Here is a 19924-nt window from a genome sequence, read left to right as displayed (position 1 = left end):
AAAAGCCATCTTCTCTGATTATCAATCGGTCAGAGAAGATGGCTGCGCGTCATTAATTAGGCTTTAGCACGTGCTGCTTTGTTTCAAGCAGATTTCCGTATTTATCATACATACGGAATGTGACAGTTGAATTGGCCGGGAAATTCGAACTGATTAAGCTGAATTTTTTATCCCCTTCAAAGTGCATATTATACGTATTATTAACAGTTACCTTATAAACATCCTCCGATACATCAACTTCAATCGTATGAAGGTTCAAGAACTGCACATAGGCGACTTTTATGCCGTTCAGGTAATTTGCCGATACGACATTAACCTCTGCACTTACCGTAAATCCGCTGTCCCCGATTTTTCCTCTCGCAATCACGGTGCCGATTTTCGATGTATCAACCGGCTCCCAGCTGACCGCTTCTTTACCTGTTGTTTTGTCTTTATACGTGACATTTACTTTTAAAGGCAGCTCAGGTGTCCCATTCAGCTTGACGTTGATTGGCAATGGCTTTTCAACGGACATGATATTGGAATCAATGACCTGCATGCTGAATTTTCGCTTTTCTGTGTCGCCAACTGCGTCAGTTACTTGAATATCAAAAACGAATGTTCCTGCACGTGTCGGTGTGCCAGTAATTTGCCCTGTCTTTTCATCCAATGTCAGGCCTGCCGGAAAGGAACCTGACCGCTTGTATGAATATGGGGCGCGACCATTCATTGCAGATATATGCCCACTGTATTCGCTTTTTAATACCGCATTGTCAAGCTCTTTCGACTGAACTGCCAAGAATGTAGAGCGCTTGTCTGCAACATAGTCCAAAATGATTTGGGCGTCTTCTTGAGTCAATACTCCATCTCCATTTACATCAGCGGATAAGAAAGCTTCCCGATCTGTAATTGGATCATTCAAATGCTGTAAAATCCGAATAGCCGCTGCGGCAGTAGGTTTATTGTTTCCTACAACGTCACCGACAGGCATTTTACGTACGATTTTTCCGTTCATTGGTGTCACAATGACGTCCTGATTTAAACGGCCTTTCATATTTAACGATGTGATGGAGAGATCGGCAGAATCGCCAGCTTTAAAAGAAGAGGAGAGTTCATACACTAAATGGCCTACCAGGATTTTATTTCCCACTAAACGTTCTTCTTTTCCTGAAATCGGCAAGAAGTTTAAATCTAATGTATTATTTGTGATTACCGATCTCGTCCGAAACTTTTGATCGTCAAAGGCTGATGACGGACGGAAACTTTTCAACGTAATTCCCTTCCCCGCAATAGGCCCCGTTATCACAAAGTTGGCTGACGTCAAATACGATGTGTCCCGAATGGTAACCGGCACTTCTACTGTTGTACCAAGTGAACGGCTTTCACCGACTTCCAATATCTCCGCATATGTTGACTCTGTATTAAGACCTGACACCGCGACTGCGCCCATCACTAGCAGAAGTAATAAGACTTTATTCATTAAATTTTTCATATCCCTCACCTCAATTCACCTTAAATTTAAGCCGTACTGGCTGATTTAGTTTCGCACCGTTCATTGAACGAAGCTGGTCCGTAATTTCTAATGTATACGTAGAACGTATATATGATCCGATCGGCTTCACCCGAAACTGTGTGGCATTGACTAATTCTAATTCAAAAGGAAAATCGGCGGATCCTCGCTTTAAACTGACAGCACTTGTGTTCAATGTCGCTGGGTTGTAAGGCTTGTTTAATGTAATAAGCCATGGCTTATCCACTGTAACTGAATTTGGATGAGTGGACTCTTTGCCATCGAACGGTTTAATTTGTCCATTTATTAATTGAGTTGTAATACGCTTTCCCTGTTCATTATATAATTCAACGTTTTGCAGTGTTAGATTGTGTATATTCCCATAACCCGCAGAGAGTACTGTAGCTTTCACTTCCATTACAGTCCCATCAATCAAACTGCCGCTGGATTTTGCAAACGACATGGAAACTTTTCCTGCCGCATCACTTCCCGCAGAGGATAGATAGTCAGACAACGTGTCTGTCATTTTGACATCCGAGGCATTAATTCGTAATTGTTCCGGATTATAAAGTATATCGAATGAACCGCCTGCAATTTTCTCATCACTGCTGATAAATACAGACAATGTGGTAGAGCCGCTTCTTTCAATAAAAGCTGATGACACACCGACCGCAGTTTTCTTCACAGTCGCTTTTGCCGATGTAGTCGGGATAAACAGCAGTAACATGCTGAACAGTAGTAGAATCTTTAATTTTTTCATAAATTATGTACGGGCGCTTCTATCCGCGCCCTGCCTCCTTTTTATCATCTGGCAGAAAATCGTAGCTGTTTAGGTGAGTATTCTTCCAGTATTTGATTGAATAATACTTGGTTTTCTAAAAGAGTTTTAATTGAGTAATAACCAGGCGACACGCCGGAAGTTGACGTGAAGTTCACCGGATAAGTCGTTCCGATCCGCTCGAGTTCATTGGATACAGCATCGTAGGCGATAACTTCTACGTAATCAGTAACTTTCATAGATGCACGATTAAATATGAAATTATTGCCGGCCTTGTTCGCTCCCAATGTAATGCCGTTAATACGGACTTCGACACGCGCCGTTCCACTGTCCGTTTCTATCGTTCCGCCTGATAACATGCCTGGATTTGTAAATGTTAATTTTTTGATGTAATTTCCCGGCACGACAATCCCGATTTTATCTACGTCGTACAGACCACCCATAATTTTGTCAAAGCGGTCATTATCGCTGACAAAATCTTCAAGCGTCTTAATTCCTTGCAGCAAATCGTTCTGACCTAATACTTTCACCGCAGCTGTATCAATCAATCCGCCATCTGCTGTTGTCGCCACAATGCTAGTTTCCCCTTTCATATGGGGTGTCACAATTCCGCCTGGGGTGACAGTTGCAACGGCCGGGTTGGTTGATGTCCAGCTGACTTGCTGATTCGTTGCATTCGTCGGATACACTGTATATCCAATAACAATTTTCTCAGGATTATAAGTTCCCCTATCATTTTCGGTAAAGACGATTTCATTTCTATCCAATTTTATAGAAGTGACCTTTCCGCCTGACCCAGGCCCTATCTTCACTTCCACTGTATAGACGCTTTTCGTACCGTCCACCGCAGTAACTTGTACTTTCACTTCTCCCGTGCCATCAGAAGACAGCGTTCTGTCTAAAATATCAACGATTGCATTACGGTCCTGCGGGCGCGCATCCACTTTGAGTGTTTGAGCTCCGCCTGCCGGATAGTCATCTGCCGGCACTTCAAATCTGAAATAATTTCTGACAGCCGGTGTGAAGCCTGGCACTGCTTTGTCGTTAATCGACAGACTGGCTAAATTTGAATTGGCTGATTTTACGACTTCATTCAGCTTATTCCATCGTACATAGGGGTCTGTCGGGTAATCGGACAAATTGCCATGCAGCTCGAGTAAGTTAAAAGTAAATCCTTTTGCCTGAGCCCGGATTTTCCCTTTGTTCATCAACGCTACTTTATGTCTGCCTTCCGCATGGAAATTATAGCGGCTATAGTCTTTTTCGTACTGCAGCATTCTATCCGAATAAATTGGATGTCCTTCCCCGTCACCGGATTGAGTAAATGTACCTTCGATTTTCAGCACGCCATCCGTCAAATGCCCTTGGTCATTCATTGGCTTGCCCAGATGTATATACGTTCGCGTGGCATGGTTTCGTTTACTTGCTGTGGAGAAATCTCCAAAAACATGTACAAAATCCCCGTCGCCTTCACCGTATTGCGGTGTCGAAGTATCCATCGAACCTTTGATCATTGTCAGCCAGCCATCGGAAATCGTATAGTCTCCATAAATTTTGACCGTTCCATGATTAACGAATAACTGCCCGCCGGCTTGTCTGACGTGACCTTTATTATTGGTCATCTCCATCGATTCTTTAGATCCAACTTGCACCAATCCGCCGCCTGCATCCAGAGATTTATTCTCCATATATGCATCGTCAAGTAACGGTCCGCCGTTGATTGTCAGATTGCCGTCTACTTGAAGTTTGCCTTCCTGCACATTAAAGCGGCCTTTTTGTTCCAAATTATTTTTCGCATGGAACGTACCGCCGTTCAGATCTATACGTCCCTCTTGCAGAATCGGTGATGAAATGATTGCTTCCTGGCCGTTGAGATTTAAATATCCATGAATCCGCTGGGTATAAGATGCGAGCACAAGTTCAGGTGCAGCCGAATTTTTATAATTTCCATTCACTACAATGGAGCCGTCTTGCGTGACATTTTCTGTTACATTCAGCTGGCTGTTATTCAGTCTAATGCTTGAACCTGTTTTTTGATCCAGCTTCTTGGCCTTGATCACAGCGCCGTTTACAGCCCGGATTTCTGTACATTTCAGCAGGACTAAATCATCCGTTACAGTTAAGTTATAGCCATTCAAATCAACTTTTACATTTTCATGCACCAGCAATCCTCTCGGCTCAGTCACATCACTTGTCAATGTCCAATCGCTGTACAGTTCACGGCCGGGAAAATCGGCAATTTCCTGCCGTAAATTGGAAAGTACCTCTCTCAAGTATGCAGCATTCACAGCAGTATGGAAATTGCCGTCTGTAATCCTTGAAATCTTTCGTAATGTCGTTTCATCTATAATAGATGAAGGTGTGCTGCCAAAACTGATCGTGTGAATTTGAATATCTTTTTCGTATGCTTCATTGGCAAGCGAAAAAATCTTTTCATTGTTTATCGAAGTTCCTGCTGTCATCAGAACAATGACTTTATCATTTACTGATTGTGTCGCAGATAAATCCCGAATCGCTTTTTCTAGCCCCGTACTTGCATCATTTGCATTTTCTTCGGAACTTGTCAAAAGTTTTTTTAGCGCGGCCTTTGCCTGATATTTATTGGATGATAACGAAAATGAATGCGTCACCGCTTCATTGAAACCAACAATGCCGAATCGATCCAATGTATCCGCTTGATCTACAGCGAATATTGCCTCATTGATTCTGGATTGACTTGGGTCTTGCGCCTGCATGCCAGGAGTATCTTGTATGACAAAAACAACGTCTCTTCCCCGCTCGATTCCGCAGCTATTATTCGATTGATTTGCAGCTGCTTCTGTCCCTTCCGGCTGCCTGACCAGTAATGAAACGAGCAATAAAGCCAGCAAGGCAATGATTTTCCTATGTATCTTCATTTTTCAACTTCCTTCCCGATAATATAAATAGAGCATTTAGCCTCTTCGCAGTATGTACACACTACAAACACACATTAAAGGAGATTTGACTATGCGATTTCTTATTATTACTGCTGTCGCGTTACTTAGTTTCTTGCTGACAAGTCTGTTCAGTCATCCAATCAGTTACGCAGCGGGTATCGAGCCCATCACCGCCCCTAAAAAGCCATGGACAATCACATTTTCACATGACGTATCTGATGAAACAGCCAATTTAGAACTCATTACTATACAATCAAAAAATAATAAGCTGTCTCTTTCTCTATCGGCAGATTTGAATAAAGTTATAGTAAAACCAAAAAATCCATACTTGTTTGGTGAACGGTATACACTGACAATCCCAGGCAGTTTTCGAGCTGCTTCTGGCAAGCTGCTAAACAAGCCGGTAACGAAAGAGTTCGAGATGACTGGAGTGTACATAACAGACGTTTCCGCCACTATGAATCAACTTGCCACTACCGTCTCCGTTAAAGTAAAGCCCGATGTGGTTTCTGTCTTCTATTCAATTAATAGCGGAAATCAGATTAAACTTCATCGCGATGGCGCAGATTCCTTTTCTAAAGGACAGATTGGTTTGGTTACAGGCGATTTGCTGACGATTAACGTATGGAATGAAGCAAATCAATTAATAGAAACACAATATTATGAGGTTAAATAAGGAAGGAATGAAAAGCATGAAGAAGTTTTTCCCTGCATTTATGGCTTTTTTATTAGTGTTTTCTACTATTGGGCCGTTGCCTGGGGTGGCAGAAGGTTTTCCTGGCAGGGTTACATATGACGTGGTCGCTGGGGATGACAATAAGGGCGTTATAGAGGTTGATATGGATGGCGGTAACTCCGCTTGGAAAATCACACTGCACAAAAAAAGTACTGGTAATCGAGTAGGAGATTTATTAAATGAAAATACTTCCTTTCCCGGCGTTACTCCAGGAATTTATGAAGTGAGAGCTGAAAAAATAGATTCTAATCCTAAGTTGACTCAAATTTCACCAGCAATAACTGTAAAACCTAAACCTATATTAGCTGAAAGAGACGTTACTACAGAACCCTATAGGATTATTATTAGTAATGTGATACCAGGTAGTGAAGTAAATCTTTACAAACCAGATTCACAGGTTCCTTATAAAACACAAAAACCTAATGCTAACAATATAGTCATATTTAATAAAATTGATGCAAATAAAAGCTACAGTGTAACTCATTTCATTGATGGTGCAAACAGCATTCATTCTAGTGCGATAACTGTAAACCCTGCTCCAGTTACATTGGAATGGGTAAAAGACTCAGGAGCTGCAAATAATTCAGGTGAAATAAAAGTTACAGGAACGAAAGTTAAAAATAATTTAATTATTTATCGTGCAGAAAATGTGGGGGGAAGTTCGGCTGAATATAAACAAATTACCGCTGTGGGCCCCACTACTACAGTTTCGGGATTGAGAGATGGAGTTTACTCGATCATTCAATCAGAAACTGAGGACCATTTAAAAAGCGAAATATCGAATGAAGTTGTTATTAAGAATGAACAGAAACCCACTATTGAATTAGAAAAACCAATTTACGAAATTTTTCATAATGTTCAGGGACAAAATGAATATACCAATCCCGGCTATAAAATAACTAATAAAAATGGTACTACATCTGAAATTCGATATGATTCTTTAGTTTGTGCACCTGCAAACAATTTAAAAGTTAGCGTTTCTATCGAATATGAAGGCGGTGTCATAGGCAACGGTCAAAAGCCTAACCCTGGAAAATATAAAGCTATATACACAGCAACCGATTGTGAAAATCAACAATTGTATAATACAGCTATAAGAGAAGTTATAGTATATCCCGAAAAAATAAAAGTTAATAAAACGGTAAATACGTTAGAATATCATGGCAGTTCTCCTATCGAACGACACCAGTTCGGTTCAATTACCGTTGAAAATGTATTCAATAATGCAGACTTGTTTTTATATCAAGACCCTAGTGAATCGAATGATTTAAGCAAAGCACAAAAAATTAGGGAAATTACAAATTTAAATGAAAACACCTATACGTTTCCAGATGTCCCCGTAGGTAAAGGCTACTTTGTCTTTCAAGAAGTAGAAGGCGTAAAAAGTAAATTTTCAGATCGTGTGGAGATAAAAGATACAACTCCTCCCAAAATTATATTAAATGCTAAAGACGGAGCTATAAACATAGATTTAGAAGTTGGCGATGAATTCAAAGATCCCGGCTTTACTGCTGTCGATAATATTGAAATTGCGGAAAAGATTGTTACGTATCACCCTAGTCCTGTTAATACAAGCCAACCCGGCGAATATACAATTTTCTACAATGCAAAAGACACTGCGGGTCTGTCCGCAATACAACAAGTGAGAACTGTTACAGTGCGGCCAAAACCTGTTATGGCAATAGGCAGTACTGCTGCTGTTGGTGAAATTGGAGTTACGAATATCTTTCCTAGTACACAAACCAATAAAACTATACTAAAACTTTACAAAGCAAATAACGATGGTGTCTTCCCTGACAACATTGATGACCCTGTAAAGAAAGTCGAACTGGACGCAGGGCAGACTACTTATGTATTTAAAAACATAGAGCCAGGAAGATATCTCGTTAGACAAGAAGTGAAATCCCAGATAAGCCGCCAATCTAATGTAGTGGAAGTCGTAGATATAGACAAACCCCATATCACATTAATCGGCCCTGAAAATATCAACTTAACGCTGGATAGTGAATTGGAGCCTTATTATACAAAGAATAACCAGTTTAAAGATCCTGGAATTACAGCAGAAGATTATTTATCAAATGAACAGAATCCGCTTTCTTTAACTTCTACGCTTGTTTTTAAAGATACGGACGTCAACTCTTATAATGTAAAGGGAACCTCTATAAAATACCCTGAGTTTAATACTAATGAACCTGGCATATACAAAATCAGATACACTGCCGTGGCAACACGGGGAGCAAAAGCTTTACCAAAGTATAGAACTATTACAGTAGCACCACCAAAACCGGGACTTGTTACCGCGACTTCAAGTACTATCAAAGTTAGTCCTGAAACTGAATCCGGTAACCAAGGAATCTATTCTCACTCTACAACAAGAGCAAATTTATACAATGCATATGGACAGCTAATAAAATCAAGAAACGTGACTAATTCAAATAATTTCACGTTTGAAGACGTCCCAGCAGGCATCGGCTACTACGTCACACAAACAGTAAACGGCATCGAAAGCCAGCCTTCCCTGCCAGTAAACGTCAGCATATTCGGCGATGCAAAACCTAATGCACTCATTACTTCATTCAATTTTAAAGAAGTAGATGCAATCAGTGTCATTGATCAAAAAGCAGAAAAAATTACCGTAACTGTACCTAAAACGGCAAAATTAACTAGCTTAACACCTGTCATTACAAGTATTGGGACGGTCACACCAAACCCATCAGTGATAACCGACTTTTCGGACGGCCAGCCTAAATTGTACCGTGTAGTAAATTCAGCTAACAACACTACGACTGAGAAAACATACTCTGTTACAGTGAAACATGCTGCTAACAGTTCGACTGGCAGTCTGCCGCTCGAGAAAGACGGGGAGCTTACACCACTGTCCCCTTCCGTTTCATTAAGCCCTGCTGAAATGGAGACAGCAAAGGATCATGGTGTAACATTTATAACGAAAGATAAAAAAGTAGAAGCTCATGTGCCCGCTAGTAACGTGATAGAATCCCGGCACTCTACTTTCACATTGAAGCAACCGCTGACTAACGGCCCCTATGAAATTAGCTTTGGCAACTTATCCCGCTTTATGCAGCCAATTGAGCTAAAGCTGCCGAAGTCGGGGACTAAGACATTGGCTAAACTGGTTGATGGGTACACAGTCGACGTGCCAAGTGCAGCTACTTCCACCTCAACTACCGGTTTGGTCAATGAACCTGGAACATATGCCCTAGTTGACAGTGTGGGTGCACCGCGCATTAATCCGTCGTCAACAGGAAGTGCGGTATATACGTTGCAGTTAGCTTTACTGGAAACGTCCGGTACAATTTATTACACAACAAGCAGTAAAGATATTTCATACACAAGCAGCGCGCTGTCAAATGACAAACAATTAAAAAACAAATATGTAGCTACAGCATCACCTGCTGATATTCTGAAGTGGACGAAATATACGCCTAATGATAAAATTTCGACGCCAACAGGTGAATTATATGCGGTTGTTGTAAAAGGAAATCAAATCAGCCAAATTGCGTCCCTCGAAGCTGCGCCAGCAATTGACTGGAGCAGAAATATTCCTTCTTACGATACGCACAAAGTTCTGAACATCAATTTCAATGCCCGAGTGGACCGCGAAGCGCTGTACTCCGGCCTGATCTATGTTACAGATGATACGACCAATGAAAAAGTTGCTGCTGCATTGCAAATGAGTAGTGACGGCAAAACGATTTATGTCGTTCCACAAAAAGCTTACACCCGCGGGAAACAGTATACTCTGCATATTGACCGCCAGTTCAAAGGCAATACGAAAAATAAAGAATTCTTGAAAAAGTCTTTACTTCAAACATTCACCATTAACTGATAAAAAAGGAGCTGCTCCCAATCCGGGGCAACTCCTTTTTGCTGTGAGATTACAATTTAATCTGGAACTTCATCTGGACTTTTTCCTTTAACTTGGCACCGTTTGATGACTTCACCGTATCTTCTATAAACAGATAGTAGGTAGCCCCTCTTTTATACTGATACCCATTTTGCAATCGAATTTCCATCGCGGTTCCTTTATTAGAAACCTGATAACCAAGTGGAATCTTCACGCCTGACTCATTTAATACATAGACGGAGTCAGGATTGAATGTCTTGATATCCAGTTCTTGGCTGAGGTTAATTTTCCAAGCTTTCGTAGGCTCCACATTAAATCGGTCATCTTCTGTTTTATACCCTATGCGAGGATAAGATACTGCGCCGTCCTGCTGCTTTACAACAACCGTGACGCTGGCAATCTTCCCGCCGTCCACCGAAGTTACTGCGATGGTAGTTTCCCCAGCGGAATGCGCTGTGATTTTACCGCCTTCCACACTCGCAACAGTCGGTTTGCTGGAATACCAGTTCACATGTTGATTCGTCGCGTTTGAAGGACTGATTCTGGCGGTCAACGTTGACTGCTCCCCTACAATTAAATCCATTTCAGGTCCTTTGCTCAGTGTAACCGATGCAACCGGAATCTTCGTTAAGACATTTTCTGCTACAACAAATGTGTTACGAGAAATATTTGTCAGGGAATCTGTCTGCAAGCCCGGATTCAGCGGATCATTGCGTTTTACAGCAACTGCCCCGCTTTCCTTATCTCGCACGACAAATGAATAAAAATAATCTCTTGGCTTTAATGTTCTGGATACTTTCCATGTATTATTCGGCTGCTTAACCATTGGAATTTCGATCCAGTGGTAATCATCCCCGAAGTTCCCTATGACTGAAACAGATTTTGTTTCCGCATCCAGTTCAAGCTGCTTATTATAATCGTAGCTGCTGTATGTGAAAGTGACTTCTTTATGATCAATTATCGGGCCAACAGTTGCGTAAGGAGCAACTTTCAGCACACTGAACGTCCGTCCGAAGTCGTCAATCGTTTTGTCACGGTTGAGCGGATCCACTGTCCATTCCCCGTTAACACGGAAGCCGTACTCATACTGCCCCGGCTGCAATTCTACCTGGAGTTCCCAAACGTTTCCTGGTTTCCTTTCCATTTGCAAGTCAACATTATCGTTAAAACTTCCATTCAATTTTACGTCTTCAGTCAGACTGGTTCCGATGTATTTAAACTTTACTTGTCCCCCTTGAACGAAAGGGAACTCGTCCAGTTTCATGACGCCGTCAATGCCGGACACTTTTTTAAATATTGGCAGTTTGGTTGTAGAATCAGATGATAATTTATCCCATTGCCAGACGGTGCCGTCGGATTTTACTGCTAGTGTGAAGCTGTCTAAGTATCCGCCACCTCCAATCGCCACTGCATCAGACATTCCTTTTATTTGAATGGGCGCTGTCTGTGAAGTCTGGATACCACTCGTATTACGGCCCCATTGCCAGACGGTGCCGTCGTCTTTCACAATTATTGTATGGTTATCCCCCGCTGCAACTGAGCGAATATTACTTACGCCTTTTACCAAGAAGGGCTTCAACTTATTTTCATATCCGCCATCCCCAAGCTGGCCATAATAATTACGGCCCCAAGCGAGCAGGGACGTACGGTCTTGTTTTAGAGCTAATGTATGATTGTCACCGGCAACAATTTCAATTATTTCACTTAGTCCGCTAATTTGTTTCGGTTCAACGTTGTAATCCATTGTCTGACCCAATCCAAGTTGGCCAAAGGTATTACGTCCCCACGTCCAGACAGTACCGTCCATCTTTAATACAACTGAGTGGTCTTTTCCTGCTGCAACTGCAGCCACATTTTCTAATCCGTCTACTTTTACAGGCACTGCTGAGAAATAGGTAGATGTCGTTCTACCTAGCTGGCCATAATAGTTATATCCCCAGGTCCAGACATTCCCAAGACGATCAACTGCAAGTACATGGCCTCCCCCTGCTGAGATATCTATCATGTTCGCAAGCGATATCTGAGCAGGGTTTTTATCCACATTGCCGCCCATCGAGGATGCTCTGCCTAATTGGCCTAAATCATTTAGTCCCCAGCTCCAAATATCCCCTTTAGTATCAAGCGCAACAGTAAAGTCCCCCCCCGCCGAAACCGCTAAAATATCCGATAATCTCTTTCCATTAGCCATTTGGATGGGTACAGGCTCAATCGAACTGCCACTTGGCACTGCGCCCAACTGGCCGAATGTCTGATCACCCCAACTCCACACACTACCGTCTTCTTTTAAAACGACTAAATGACTCTTTCCTGCGCCTAGTACATTTTTGTGATTAGCGATGCCATGTGCATTTGCAGGATTCACAAATAAAATTAGAAACAAAGTTAGTGACAGATATATCATTGTATTTTTTTTAATAAATTGAGTGAACATAATCGACTCACCCCTTTCTTTTCTGAATGCCTCTGCCAGTTGCAATGTTATGGCTCAATTCCTACCTTTAAATTGATTTGATATCTTGTCACACCATCCGTTGCTTCTAGAATAATACTATTATTCTCTCTTATATCAGCATCAGTTACACCTTTAATATTGAGGTTTTGACCTTCTATACTTACCGCCCAATGTGCAGCTTTTCCCTTCACATTCCAAGTAATTGTTTTTTCATTCAAAACTTTAACTATAGAATCTTCTTGAATTAACTTTATAATATCTGTCAATGGAAGGTTTATTGAATCATCAATAGTGAGTTTTGGTATATTATCCGATAGGGTTGCTACAGTTACATTAGTCATTTCATCTTCGGCGACTTTTACTTCATTTATTGTGAAATATTCTCCGGTAAATTCCTCATCACCTATCACATTCTCTTTATCTTTTATAAATACAGTAAATGCGTTTTCTTGTTTTAGTTCTCCAACCTTATTAGTTAAGTCTATCGACCCGCTGACCACTTCTAAATTAACTGCTGATTTAGCATTATATAAGAAATGTAAAGGCATAGTATTAATAGTATTAGTTGTAACAATACGAAGGGGAGTTATATTTTCTATACTCACTCCGCCATGTGAGATGAATTCATTCAAGTGGATGGAGTTAATTCCGCCGCTTTCAAATATAGTTAGTGGTTTTTCATCTTCTGTACCTTCTGTGCCTACTGTAACTTTATCTAAAATAGCAGTTCCCTCTTTACCGACATTTACAGTCAACTTTCCGTTAATTCTCATATCGTTAAGACGAATTGCAGTAGACTTTTCACCTTCGCCACTTATTAATTCAACATCCCCGTTAATTATTCCGCCAGTGATTGTTACATCGCGAGCTATTTTTACAGGTCTTTGTACCGTACTATCTAACACTGTATTTCCTAATTCAATTTTCTTAAGCCTTGTATTTTTTATGGCCATATCGAATTGATCACGATTTTCAACTGTCGCCAAGTTCCCCACTGAATATACAACACCAAAGTCATTCAATTTACTAAGAGTTGTCTCCTCCATAATACTATTAAGCAAAGCAGGTGAAGCCATAAAGTCGTAAAGAGATACTGGCTTACCATACAATTTAGGATTTGCTTTTATATAATCATTGATTTTGAAGTCTTTTTGAGAATCATTTACACGCATTTTAAAACTTCTGGTTTCAAGCTTCCGACCGTCTTTACTATAAGCCGTTAATTGAATTTGATCGTTTTGATTATTATATTCATCACAGTCATTTTCCTTCGTAGAGGGATCCTTGCATACAATCGTCTCTATTCCTGCTTGCCCCAAAGAAAAACCATTCACTCCAGCAGTCGACCGATCTAGGTCTCTCGAATGTTTTGAATCTGTGCCTGTACCCAATTTCACTTTCAAACGTGTCGCTGCAGGATCTGCAATTACATCGATATTTGATAGGTTGGGTGATTTTTTGCTCGCTGCATCTCCTGGTCCAACTGCTTCAATATAACGATGTATCGTCTCAATCTTTGTCATATAGACAGGCGGGACCTGAATCATTACATTACGGGGTTCATTATATTTAAAAATATTAGTATTTATTTTCGTTGCATTATCAACATTAAGAAATACTGAATTGAACCCTGGCGTCAAATCATAAAACTTAAACGGCAATACATAATCAGTTATCTGGTCAAAATAGAGTGAGCCCTGTTTGATAACCAATTGAAGATCTTGCTTGTTGATATGATCGACAAACTCCAGGTTTTTGAACTTTATAGTCAAAATATTCTCGTTAGGAGCTATACCTTTATTCACACTTTCTACTATAGGTAATTCTATATTCCCTCCTGTAGTAATTTGTTCAACGCGAACGTTGGCCGTTCCCATATCATTAACTTTTTTATCAAATGCAATCACCATTTCCTTTGCACCACTAAACCCATTGTACTTCGCATCTTCGTCCACAATAAACTCATACTCATAAGGCTTCTTCTCAACCGGCGCCGGAGTTCCCGGCTTTGCCGCTGCATCGGCCTTCAATCCCGCGCCGAGCACACTGACCAACAGCATCAGTGCCAGCGCTGCTTTCCATAGTTGTTTCATCTGCTTATTCTCCCCCGCTCAATTAATTTGGTCTTGCAATAAATAGCCAATGACGGCTTTTACACCCGCCAGTCTGAGCTGATCACATGGCTATATTGAAATAAAGTCTCCTTCTCCATTTATCGGCATAATCAGCCAGTAGTTAAGAAAACAGAACCAATCCTTTTGGGCTATTTGTCCAGTGTGAAACATAAAGGGGAAACCAAAAGACAGAAAACATTTTTTAATAGCTGAATGAGTAAAATCAAACTCACTGCTCCCCGCATTCCCACTTTTTCTATACCGCAGCTTCTATTTTCCCGCCAAACTGGACATTCTAAAGTTTATCCGCTGCACGTCACGGGAAATCTACTATCCAAATGGAGTTAAAAGGAATGAGGAAACGTATGATATATGATTGTGCAATTATCGGCGGAGGACCTGCCGGATTAAGTGCTGCTTTAGTGCTGGGACGTGCAAGGCGGAATGTCATTATTTTCGATGATGACCATGCAAGAAACCGTGTTTCCCGTGCATCGCATGGCTTCCTGACGCGTGACGGGGTGCACCCTGCAGAGTTGCGGCGCATAGGACGTGAAGAACTTAGGCATTATCCATCAGTCAGCTTTCATCATAAAAAAATCGTTGCGGCGGAACGGCTGGATGAAACGCATTACGAATTAATGACAGCAGACGGCAAAATGTTCCGCACACAGAAAGTGCTTCTGGCAGTCGGCTTGCGTGATGAGCAGCCAAACGTGCCGGGGATTGAGCGCTTTTACGGCACATCGATTTTCAGTTGCCCGTATTGTGACGGCTGGGAAATGCGGGATCGTCCGCTTGCGGTATTTGCGGATAAAAACGTGTTTAAGCTGGCAGCGGAAGTGTATACATGGAGCCGTGATCTGATTGTTTTTACAGGCGGAGAAGGTCAATTGACGGAAGAGGAGCGAGAGAAGCTGAACGCGAAGGATATTCAAATTGTAGACGATATAATAGATGGCTTGGAAGGAGCTGATGGTCAGCTGCACAGCGTACGTCTTGAGGACGGCACATTGGTAGACCGAGCCGGCGGTTTTGCTTCCCCTCTTTGGAGTCATCCAAATCATTTTGCTGACGAATTGGGATGTGAACGGAATCAGTACGGCGGCATTCAAACCGATGAATACGGGAGAACTACCGTTTGGAATGTCTATGCAGCAGGCGATGTTTCACATATCGTTCCTTCGCAGCTGCTCGTTGCGGCAGGAACAGGGAGCGCCGCGGCCATCGGCATCAACGGCGACTTGACCAATGAAATCTTCAGCCGTATGAATTAAATATAGCAGGCTGCGAACCCGAGTGTCGGTCCGCAGCCTGCTGTTATCATTGTTTCTTTAACGAAATCCTTTAACAGTATTCATTATAAGGCTTCGTCTGTATTTCACTGCCATTCAAGCCGACCTACATAATCGCCGTGTACATACAGCGAATCATACGGAGCTTTATCTGAACGCATTTTAATCCATGGAGATTCCGGCAATTGATCGTCCTGGATAATAAGCGGCATGCCGACTTTCGGATAGTGATAAATTTTTAGTGACTCTCTATATGGTGCCACGCGCACATTTAAGTTCACTTCATTCGTCAACCCAATCTTCAGCTGATCAGCCATTTCCCTGCCGCCCATTAAACGGTCCATGCGATACAGGTGCCCTGCAATTTTAGAGCCCCAATATGGATCGGATGCATATTTAACATTCATGCCGATCGCTTTATTGCCGAAATTCGTCCCATTCGCATATTTTGCAAGGGGCGGTAAATAGTTTCTGTTCAAAAACGCATTGACCAATTCCTGAATATTGGCACTTATCGAATCAAAGTGTTTATTCGACGGATTATCATCTGTCACATACATGCCGAATAAATTATTAGATTCCAGCGCGTACTTACTGAGCCCGTACTGGCTTTCATGCTGTGCAAGCGCCAGAATATGCATCGCATTGACATGGCTCTCTCTTTCAATTCGCTTTAATTCTGAACCCAGCCCGATCAGTTTGCTTCTCGTTGTCGCATGTTTATAGGTGGCGGAGTCTGGATTAGATCGCTCCAATTGTCCTAGCTGCATCATAATATAGGCGTCCAGCTCCTGTGCTGTGTAACGCGTCATACTGCGCATCGGCAAGTGCTGGAAGTATTGATGAGCTGTGCCAATCAAAGCTCCCGTTTCATTATAAAAATGACTGCCGTCCGTGCTGTAATATTTCACTCCTTCTTGCATGAAACTTGGCGCCGCTCCCATTTCATAAGATCCATATTTCTTCGTATGGTGCGAATAAATTAAATGATAGAGCGAGTTGTTCATTACTTTATAATGCGTACGGTCAGTCACCGTCTGCATTGGAAGCAGTTTAGCATTTTGCGGTTTAATATAGAAGTTTCTCCCCGCCAGCTCGATCTCAACGTATGCAGCAGTCGAGTCTACATACACAAGCTCGGTGTGTGCAGGGACATAAGTTTCTTGAGACGTCAGGGCCGCATTATTATATAAAATAGTCAATGAACTGCCGCCAGACGCCACCGTTGAAACAAGCCCTGCAGGCATATGAATGATTTCATTTTGGAACAGAACTGCCTGACCGGCCCGCATCTGACTTGCCGCTGCTTCAAAACTCGGGTAGCTCGCGGCGACAGTCGTTGTGCCATTGGCTTGTACTGTTGCCACGTCATAAGTTGGGCTCTTCTTGATGGAAAATGTTTTGGTGACAGGCTCTTTCAATTCGGTGCCTTCATTGTTTCGCAATGCCTGCGTGATATGGAGCGTATACGTTTCCCTATTGCGATAATTGCCTGCCGGCGGCGCCATATGTATCTTCTTGTCAGAGTCCGAATAGGTAATCGGATTCGTCTGTTTCTCATTGTTAGAATCGGTGATGTAGATAGTTTTAGTAGTCACCGTTGCCTTGTCCACCGGTTTATTGAATGTGACAATCCATGTCTTGTCCGGCTCCTGATCCGGCGAATGATCCTGCCAAGCTGCAGCTTCGGCTGAGAGCGTCAGAGCGAAAGTCACCATTATGGCGATTACTGCAGTTGCGATAATTTTCCACATGTTTTTCAAATCTAGCAACCTCCTTTTGTTGTCAATTATACAGGAATTTACTAGATTCGATAGAGTGACAGATAAAATTGTTGGGGATGGATTTTGGTGGCGCGCAATGAAGCCTCAAGTCCGAGCAATGACCCCGGCCAGCCGCTCAATAATCCTTCGCAAGCGATCATACCTGCGCTGCAACCGCTCAATGACCCCCCGCAAACGATCATACCTACGCCCTAACCGATCAATGCCCCTTCGCAACCGATCATACCTACCACTCAACCGATCAATACCACCTCGCAAGCGATCACCTACCCCTCAACCGCTCAATGCCCCTTCGCAAGCGATCATACCTACGCCCTAACCGATCAATGACCCATCGCAACCGATCATACCTCCTCCTCAACCGCTCATACCCCCGCCTCAACCGCTCAATGACCCCTCACAACCGATCATACCTCCTCCTCAACCGCTCAATACACCCTCGCAACTGATCATACCCCCGCCTCAACCGCTCAATACACCCTCACAACCAATCATACCTACACCCCAACCGCTCAATGCACACCAAACCCCTCGCCCCCACTACACTTCCAAACGCAAAAAAACTCCCCAGCCAAAAATCTGGCCAGAGAGTTTCCCTTATTCATATACTGCACTTACTCTTTAATCAATTCCAAATCAACTGGAATATCCGCTTCGATTTCTTCGCCGTTCAGCTTAGCCACCGCCGCTTCCATTGCCTTCTTCCCGATTTCTTCAGGTTTTTGTGCAATGGTTGCAGCCAGTTTGCCGTCTTTAACAGAATTTACTGCATCGTCTGTTGCGTCGAATCCGATGACGATAATATCTTTACCGGCAGATTGGATGGCTTCCAATGCGCCTAACGCCATTTCGTCATTATGTGCGAATACGGCTTTGATATCGGGGTTCGCCTGCAAAATGTTTTCCATGACCGTCAGACCTTCTGCACGGTTGAAGTTTGCTGTTTGTTTTGCCGCGATGTTTACTTTACCTTCCACCGCTTCGTTAAAGCCTGCTCCGCGGTCGCGCGCTGCGGATGATCCTGCAATTCCTTCAAGTTCCGCTACTTTTGCGTGATCTTCGCCAAGCAGTTCCAGCATATATTCTCCAGCCAACACGCCGCCTGCTTTATTATCAGATGCGATGTGTGACACCACTTCTCCGCCTGCCGCACTGCGGTCTACTGTAATCACCGGAACGTTCGAGCTGTTTGCAGATTCTACCGCAGAGACTACCGCTTCAGAATCTGTCGGGTTAATAATAAGTAAATCTACACCTTGCTGAATTAAATCTTCCACGTCGCTCGCTTGTTTAGATGCATCGTCCTGTGCATCCACAACGATCACTTCTGATCCCGAATCCTTCGCCTGTTCTTTTACCCCTTCACTTAACGTGACAAAGAATGGGTTGTTCAGCGTAGAAACCGACAGTCCGATTTTATACGCTTTGCCGCCGTCTTTACCTGCGTCTCCCTTATCATCTGATGAGGATTCTGAGCCTGGCTGCTCCAATGAACAAGCTGCCAAAACCAGCACGACCGCCATAAGCAATAACCATTTGATATTCTTCATTCATTTCACATCTCCTTATGCTGTCTTTTTGCGATCCAAGAGCACCGCGATTAATATAACTGCACCCTTTACGACCTGTTGGAAGAAAGAGGATACGCCAATCAAATTCAACCCGTTATTTAAAACACCGATAATCAGCGCACCGACTAACGTGCCGACAATCCATCCGCGGCCGCCTGTCAGACTTGTCCCGCCGAGCACTACGGCAGCGATGGCATCGAGTTCAAACATATTTCCCGCTGTCGGCTGTGCTGAATTCAGACGTGACGTCAAAATGAGTGACGCGATGGCTGTCAAGCCGCCCGCCAATGAATACACATAAATTTTAATTCGATCGACATTGATTCCGGAAAGACGGGATGCTTCTTCGTTCCCGCCGACCGCGTAGACACGGCGTCCGAATGTCGTTTTCTTCAATATAAAGTACAGCACTGCAAAGGAGATGGCCATCGTGATGACCGGAACCGGGATACCGAAAATATATCCTTTCCCGAGCATCTGGAATGTGAACGAGTCGCCAAGCCCAGAAATCGGACGTCCTTCTGTGTACACAAGCGTCAGTCCGCGGAAAATGGTCATCGTCGCAAGAGTTGCGATGAACGGTGCGACCTTCCCTTTCGCAATGATCAATCCATTAATAGCACCTAGCAGCACACCTAACAGTACGCCGAGCAGCATAGCGAGAATAGGATCCATACCGCCTGACATCATACCGGCTGTAACTGCCCCGGTCAGCGCAAGAATCGAACCGACCGATAAATCAATTCCGCCCGTCAAAATAACAAACGTCATCCCGAACGCAATCAATGCGTTAATCGATACTTGGCGCAATACATTGAATAAGTTATTCAATGTTAAAAAGCTTGGACTCATAATCGAAATAATGACAACGATCAAAAGCAATCCAATGACCGGTCCTAATTTCTGTAATGAAGATCTCATA

At 42.8% G+C, this 19924-nt stretch carries 11 protein-coding genes; 3 read left to right on the top strand and 8 right to left on the bottom strand.

Going from position 1 to position 19924, the window contains the following annotated elements:
• Positions 1-52 precede the first annotated feature (52 nt).
• The 3 genes from SporoP37_RS12545 to SporoP37_RS12535 are packed head-to-tail and all read right to left on the bottom strand — an operon-like array spanning position 53 to position 5164.
• Positions 53-1471: a putative Ig domain-containing protein gene (locus SporoP37_RS12545; protein WP_085431125.1), complete on the bottom strand. Its 1419-nt coding sequence runs from the start codon at positions 1469-1471 to the stop codon at positions 53-55.
• Between the two features lie 10 nt (positions 1472-1481).
• Positions 1482-2249 (bottom strand): cohesin domain-containing protein, encoded by a 768-nt coding sequence (locus SporoP37_RS12540; RefSeq protein WP_085431124.1) that lies wholly within the window; start codon positions 2247-2249, stop codon positions 1482-1484.
• Positions 2250-2293: 44 nt separating this feature from the next.
• Positions 2294-5164 carry a VWA domain-containing protein gene (locus tag SporoP37_RS12535; protein ID WP_085431123.1) on the bottom strand — a complete coding sequence of 957 codons (2871 nt, stop codon included), beginning with the start codon at positions 5162-5164 and terminating at the stop codon, positions 2294-2296.
• 91 nt (positions 5165-5255) lie between these two features.
• Between SporoP37_RS12535 and SporoP37_RS12530 the strand changes: the two genes are divergently transcribed.
• Both SporoP37_RS12530 and SporoP37_RS12525 read left to right on the top strand, forming a co-directional pair.
• Positions 5256-5861, top strand: a complete 606-nt coding sequence (locus tag SporoP37_RS12530) for an Ig-like domain-containing domain (RefSeq protein ID WP_085431122.1) — start codon at positions 5256-5258, stop codon at positions 5859-5861.
• On the top strand, positions 5848-9768 hold the full coding sequence (locus SporoP37_RS12525) for an immunoglobulin-like domain-containing protein (RefSeq protein WP_085431121.1): 3921 nt from the start codon (positions 5848-5850) through the stop codon (positions 9766-9768). Before SporoP37_RS12530 ends, SporoP37_RS12525 begins: the two co-directional genes overlap by 14 nt.
• A 49-nt stretch (positions 9769-9817) precedes the next feature.
• Here SporoP37_RS12525 and SporoP37_RS12520 read toward each other — a convergent pair whose 3' ends face one another.
• Together SporoP37_RS12520 and SporoP37_RS12515 are read right to left on the bottom strand one after the other, a co-directional pair.
• Entirely contained in the window at positions 9818-12217 is a 2400-nt protein-coding gene (locus tag SporoP37_RS12520) for an RCC1 domain-containing protein (protein WP_143565452.1), read from the bottom strand.
• Between the two features lie 47 nt (positions 12218-12264).
• The gene (locus SporoP37_RS12515) at positions 12265-14331 is read right to left on the bottom strand and encodes a hypothetical protein (RefSeq protein ID WP_085431119.1); all 2067 of its coding nucleotides are present in this window, start codon (positions 14329-14331) and stop codon (positions 12265-12267) included.
• Positions 14332-14705: 374 nt separating this feature from the next.
• On the opposite strand from SporoP37_RS12515, the gene SporoP37_RS12510 reads away from it, so the two are divergent.
• Positions 14706-15629: an NAD(P)/FAD-dependent oxidoreductase gene (locus SporoP37_RS12510; RefSeq protein ID WP_232329763.1), complete on the top strand. Its 924-nt coding sequence runs from the start codon at positions 14706-14708 to the stop codon at positions 15627-15629.
• Positions 15630-15733: 104 nt separating this feature from the next.
• Here the strand turns inward: SporoP37_RS12510 and SporoP37_RS12505 are convergent, their stop codons facing one another.
• The 3 genes from SporoP37_RS12505 to rbsC form a co-directional block, all read right to left on the bottom strand.
• Positions 15734-17401 (bottom strand): glucosaminidase domain-containing protein, encoded by a 1668-nt coding sequence (locus SporoP37_RS12505; RefSeq protein ID WP_232329845.1) that lies wholly within the window; start codon positions 17399-17401, stop codon positions 15734-15736.
• 644 nt (positions 17402-18045) lie between these two features.
• Positions 18046-18981: a ribose ABC transporter substrate-binding protein RbsB gene (gene rbsB, locus SporoP37_RS12500; protein ID WP_085431117.1), complete on the bottom strand. Its 936-nt coding sequence runs from the start codon at positions 18979-18981 to the stop codon at positions 18046-18048.
• Positions 18982-18996: 15 nt separating this feature from the next.
• Positions 18997-19923, bottom strand: coding sequence for a ribose ABC transporter permease (gene rbsC / locus SporoP37_RS12495; RefSeq protein WP_081244856.1), 927 nt, complete (start codon positions 19921-19923; stop codon positions 18997-18999).
• Position 19924: the final 1 nt, after the last annotated feature.

The sequence above is a fragment of the Sporosarcina sp. P37 genome, assembly GCF_002109365.1.
Lineage (GTDB): Bacteria > Bacillota > Bacilli > Bacillales_A > Planococcaceae > Sporosarcina.
Note: the sequence above shows the minus strand (reverse complement) of the source record. Positions and strands in the feature narration are given on the sequence as shown.

Bases quoted from the DNA above. Each gene is read 5' to 3' on its own strand.
- SporoP37_RS12505 (WP_232329845.1), bottom strand. From the start codon at position 17,401: ATGTGGAAAATTATCGCAACTGCAGTAATCGCCATAATGGTGACTTTC.
- SporoP37_RS12530 (WP_085431122.1), top strand. From the start codon at position 5,256: ATGCGATTTCTTATTATTACTGCTGTCGCGTTACTTAGTTTCTTGCTG.
- SporoP37_RS12535 (WP_085431123.1), bottom strand. From the start codon at position 5,164: ATGAAGATACATAGGAAAATCATTGCCTTGCTGGCTTTATTGCTCGTT.
- rbsB (WP_085431117.1), bottom strand. From the start codon at position 18,981: ATGAAGAATATCAAATGGTTATTGCTTATGGCGGTCGTGCTGGTTTTG.
- rbsC (WP_081244856.1), bottom strand. From the start codon at position 19,923: ATGAGATCTTCATTACAGAAATTAGGACCGGTCATTGGATTGCTTTTG.
- SporoP37_RS12525 (WP_085431121.1), top strand. From the start codon at position 5,848: ATGAGGTTAAATAAGGAAGGAATGAAAAGCATGAAGAAGTTTTTCCCT.
- SporoP37_RS12515 (WP_085431119.1), bottom strand. From the start codon at position 14,331: ATGAAACAACTATGGAAAGCAGCGCTGGCACTGATGCTGTTGGTCAGT.
- SporoP37_RS12520 (WP_143565452.1), bottom strand. From the start codon at position 12,217: ATGTTCACTCAATTTATTAAAAAAAATACAATGATATATCTGTCACTA.
- SporoP37_RS12510 (WP_232329763.1), top strand. From the start codon at position 14,706: ATGAGGAAACGTATGATATATGATTGTGCAATTATCGGCGGAGGACCT.
- SporoP37_RS12540 (WP_085431124.1), bottom strand. From the start codon at position 2,249: ATGAAAAAATTAAAGATTCTACTACTGTTCAGCATGTTACTGCTGTTT.
- SporoP37_RS12545 (WP_085431125.1), bottom strand. From the start codon at position 1,471: ATGAAAAATTTAATGAATAAAGTCTTATTACTTCTGCTAGTGATGGGC.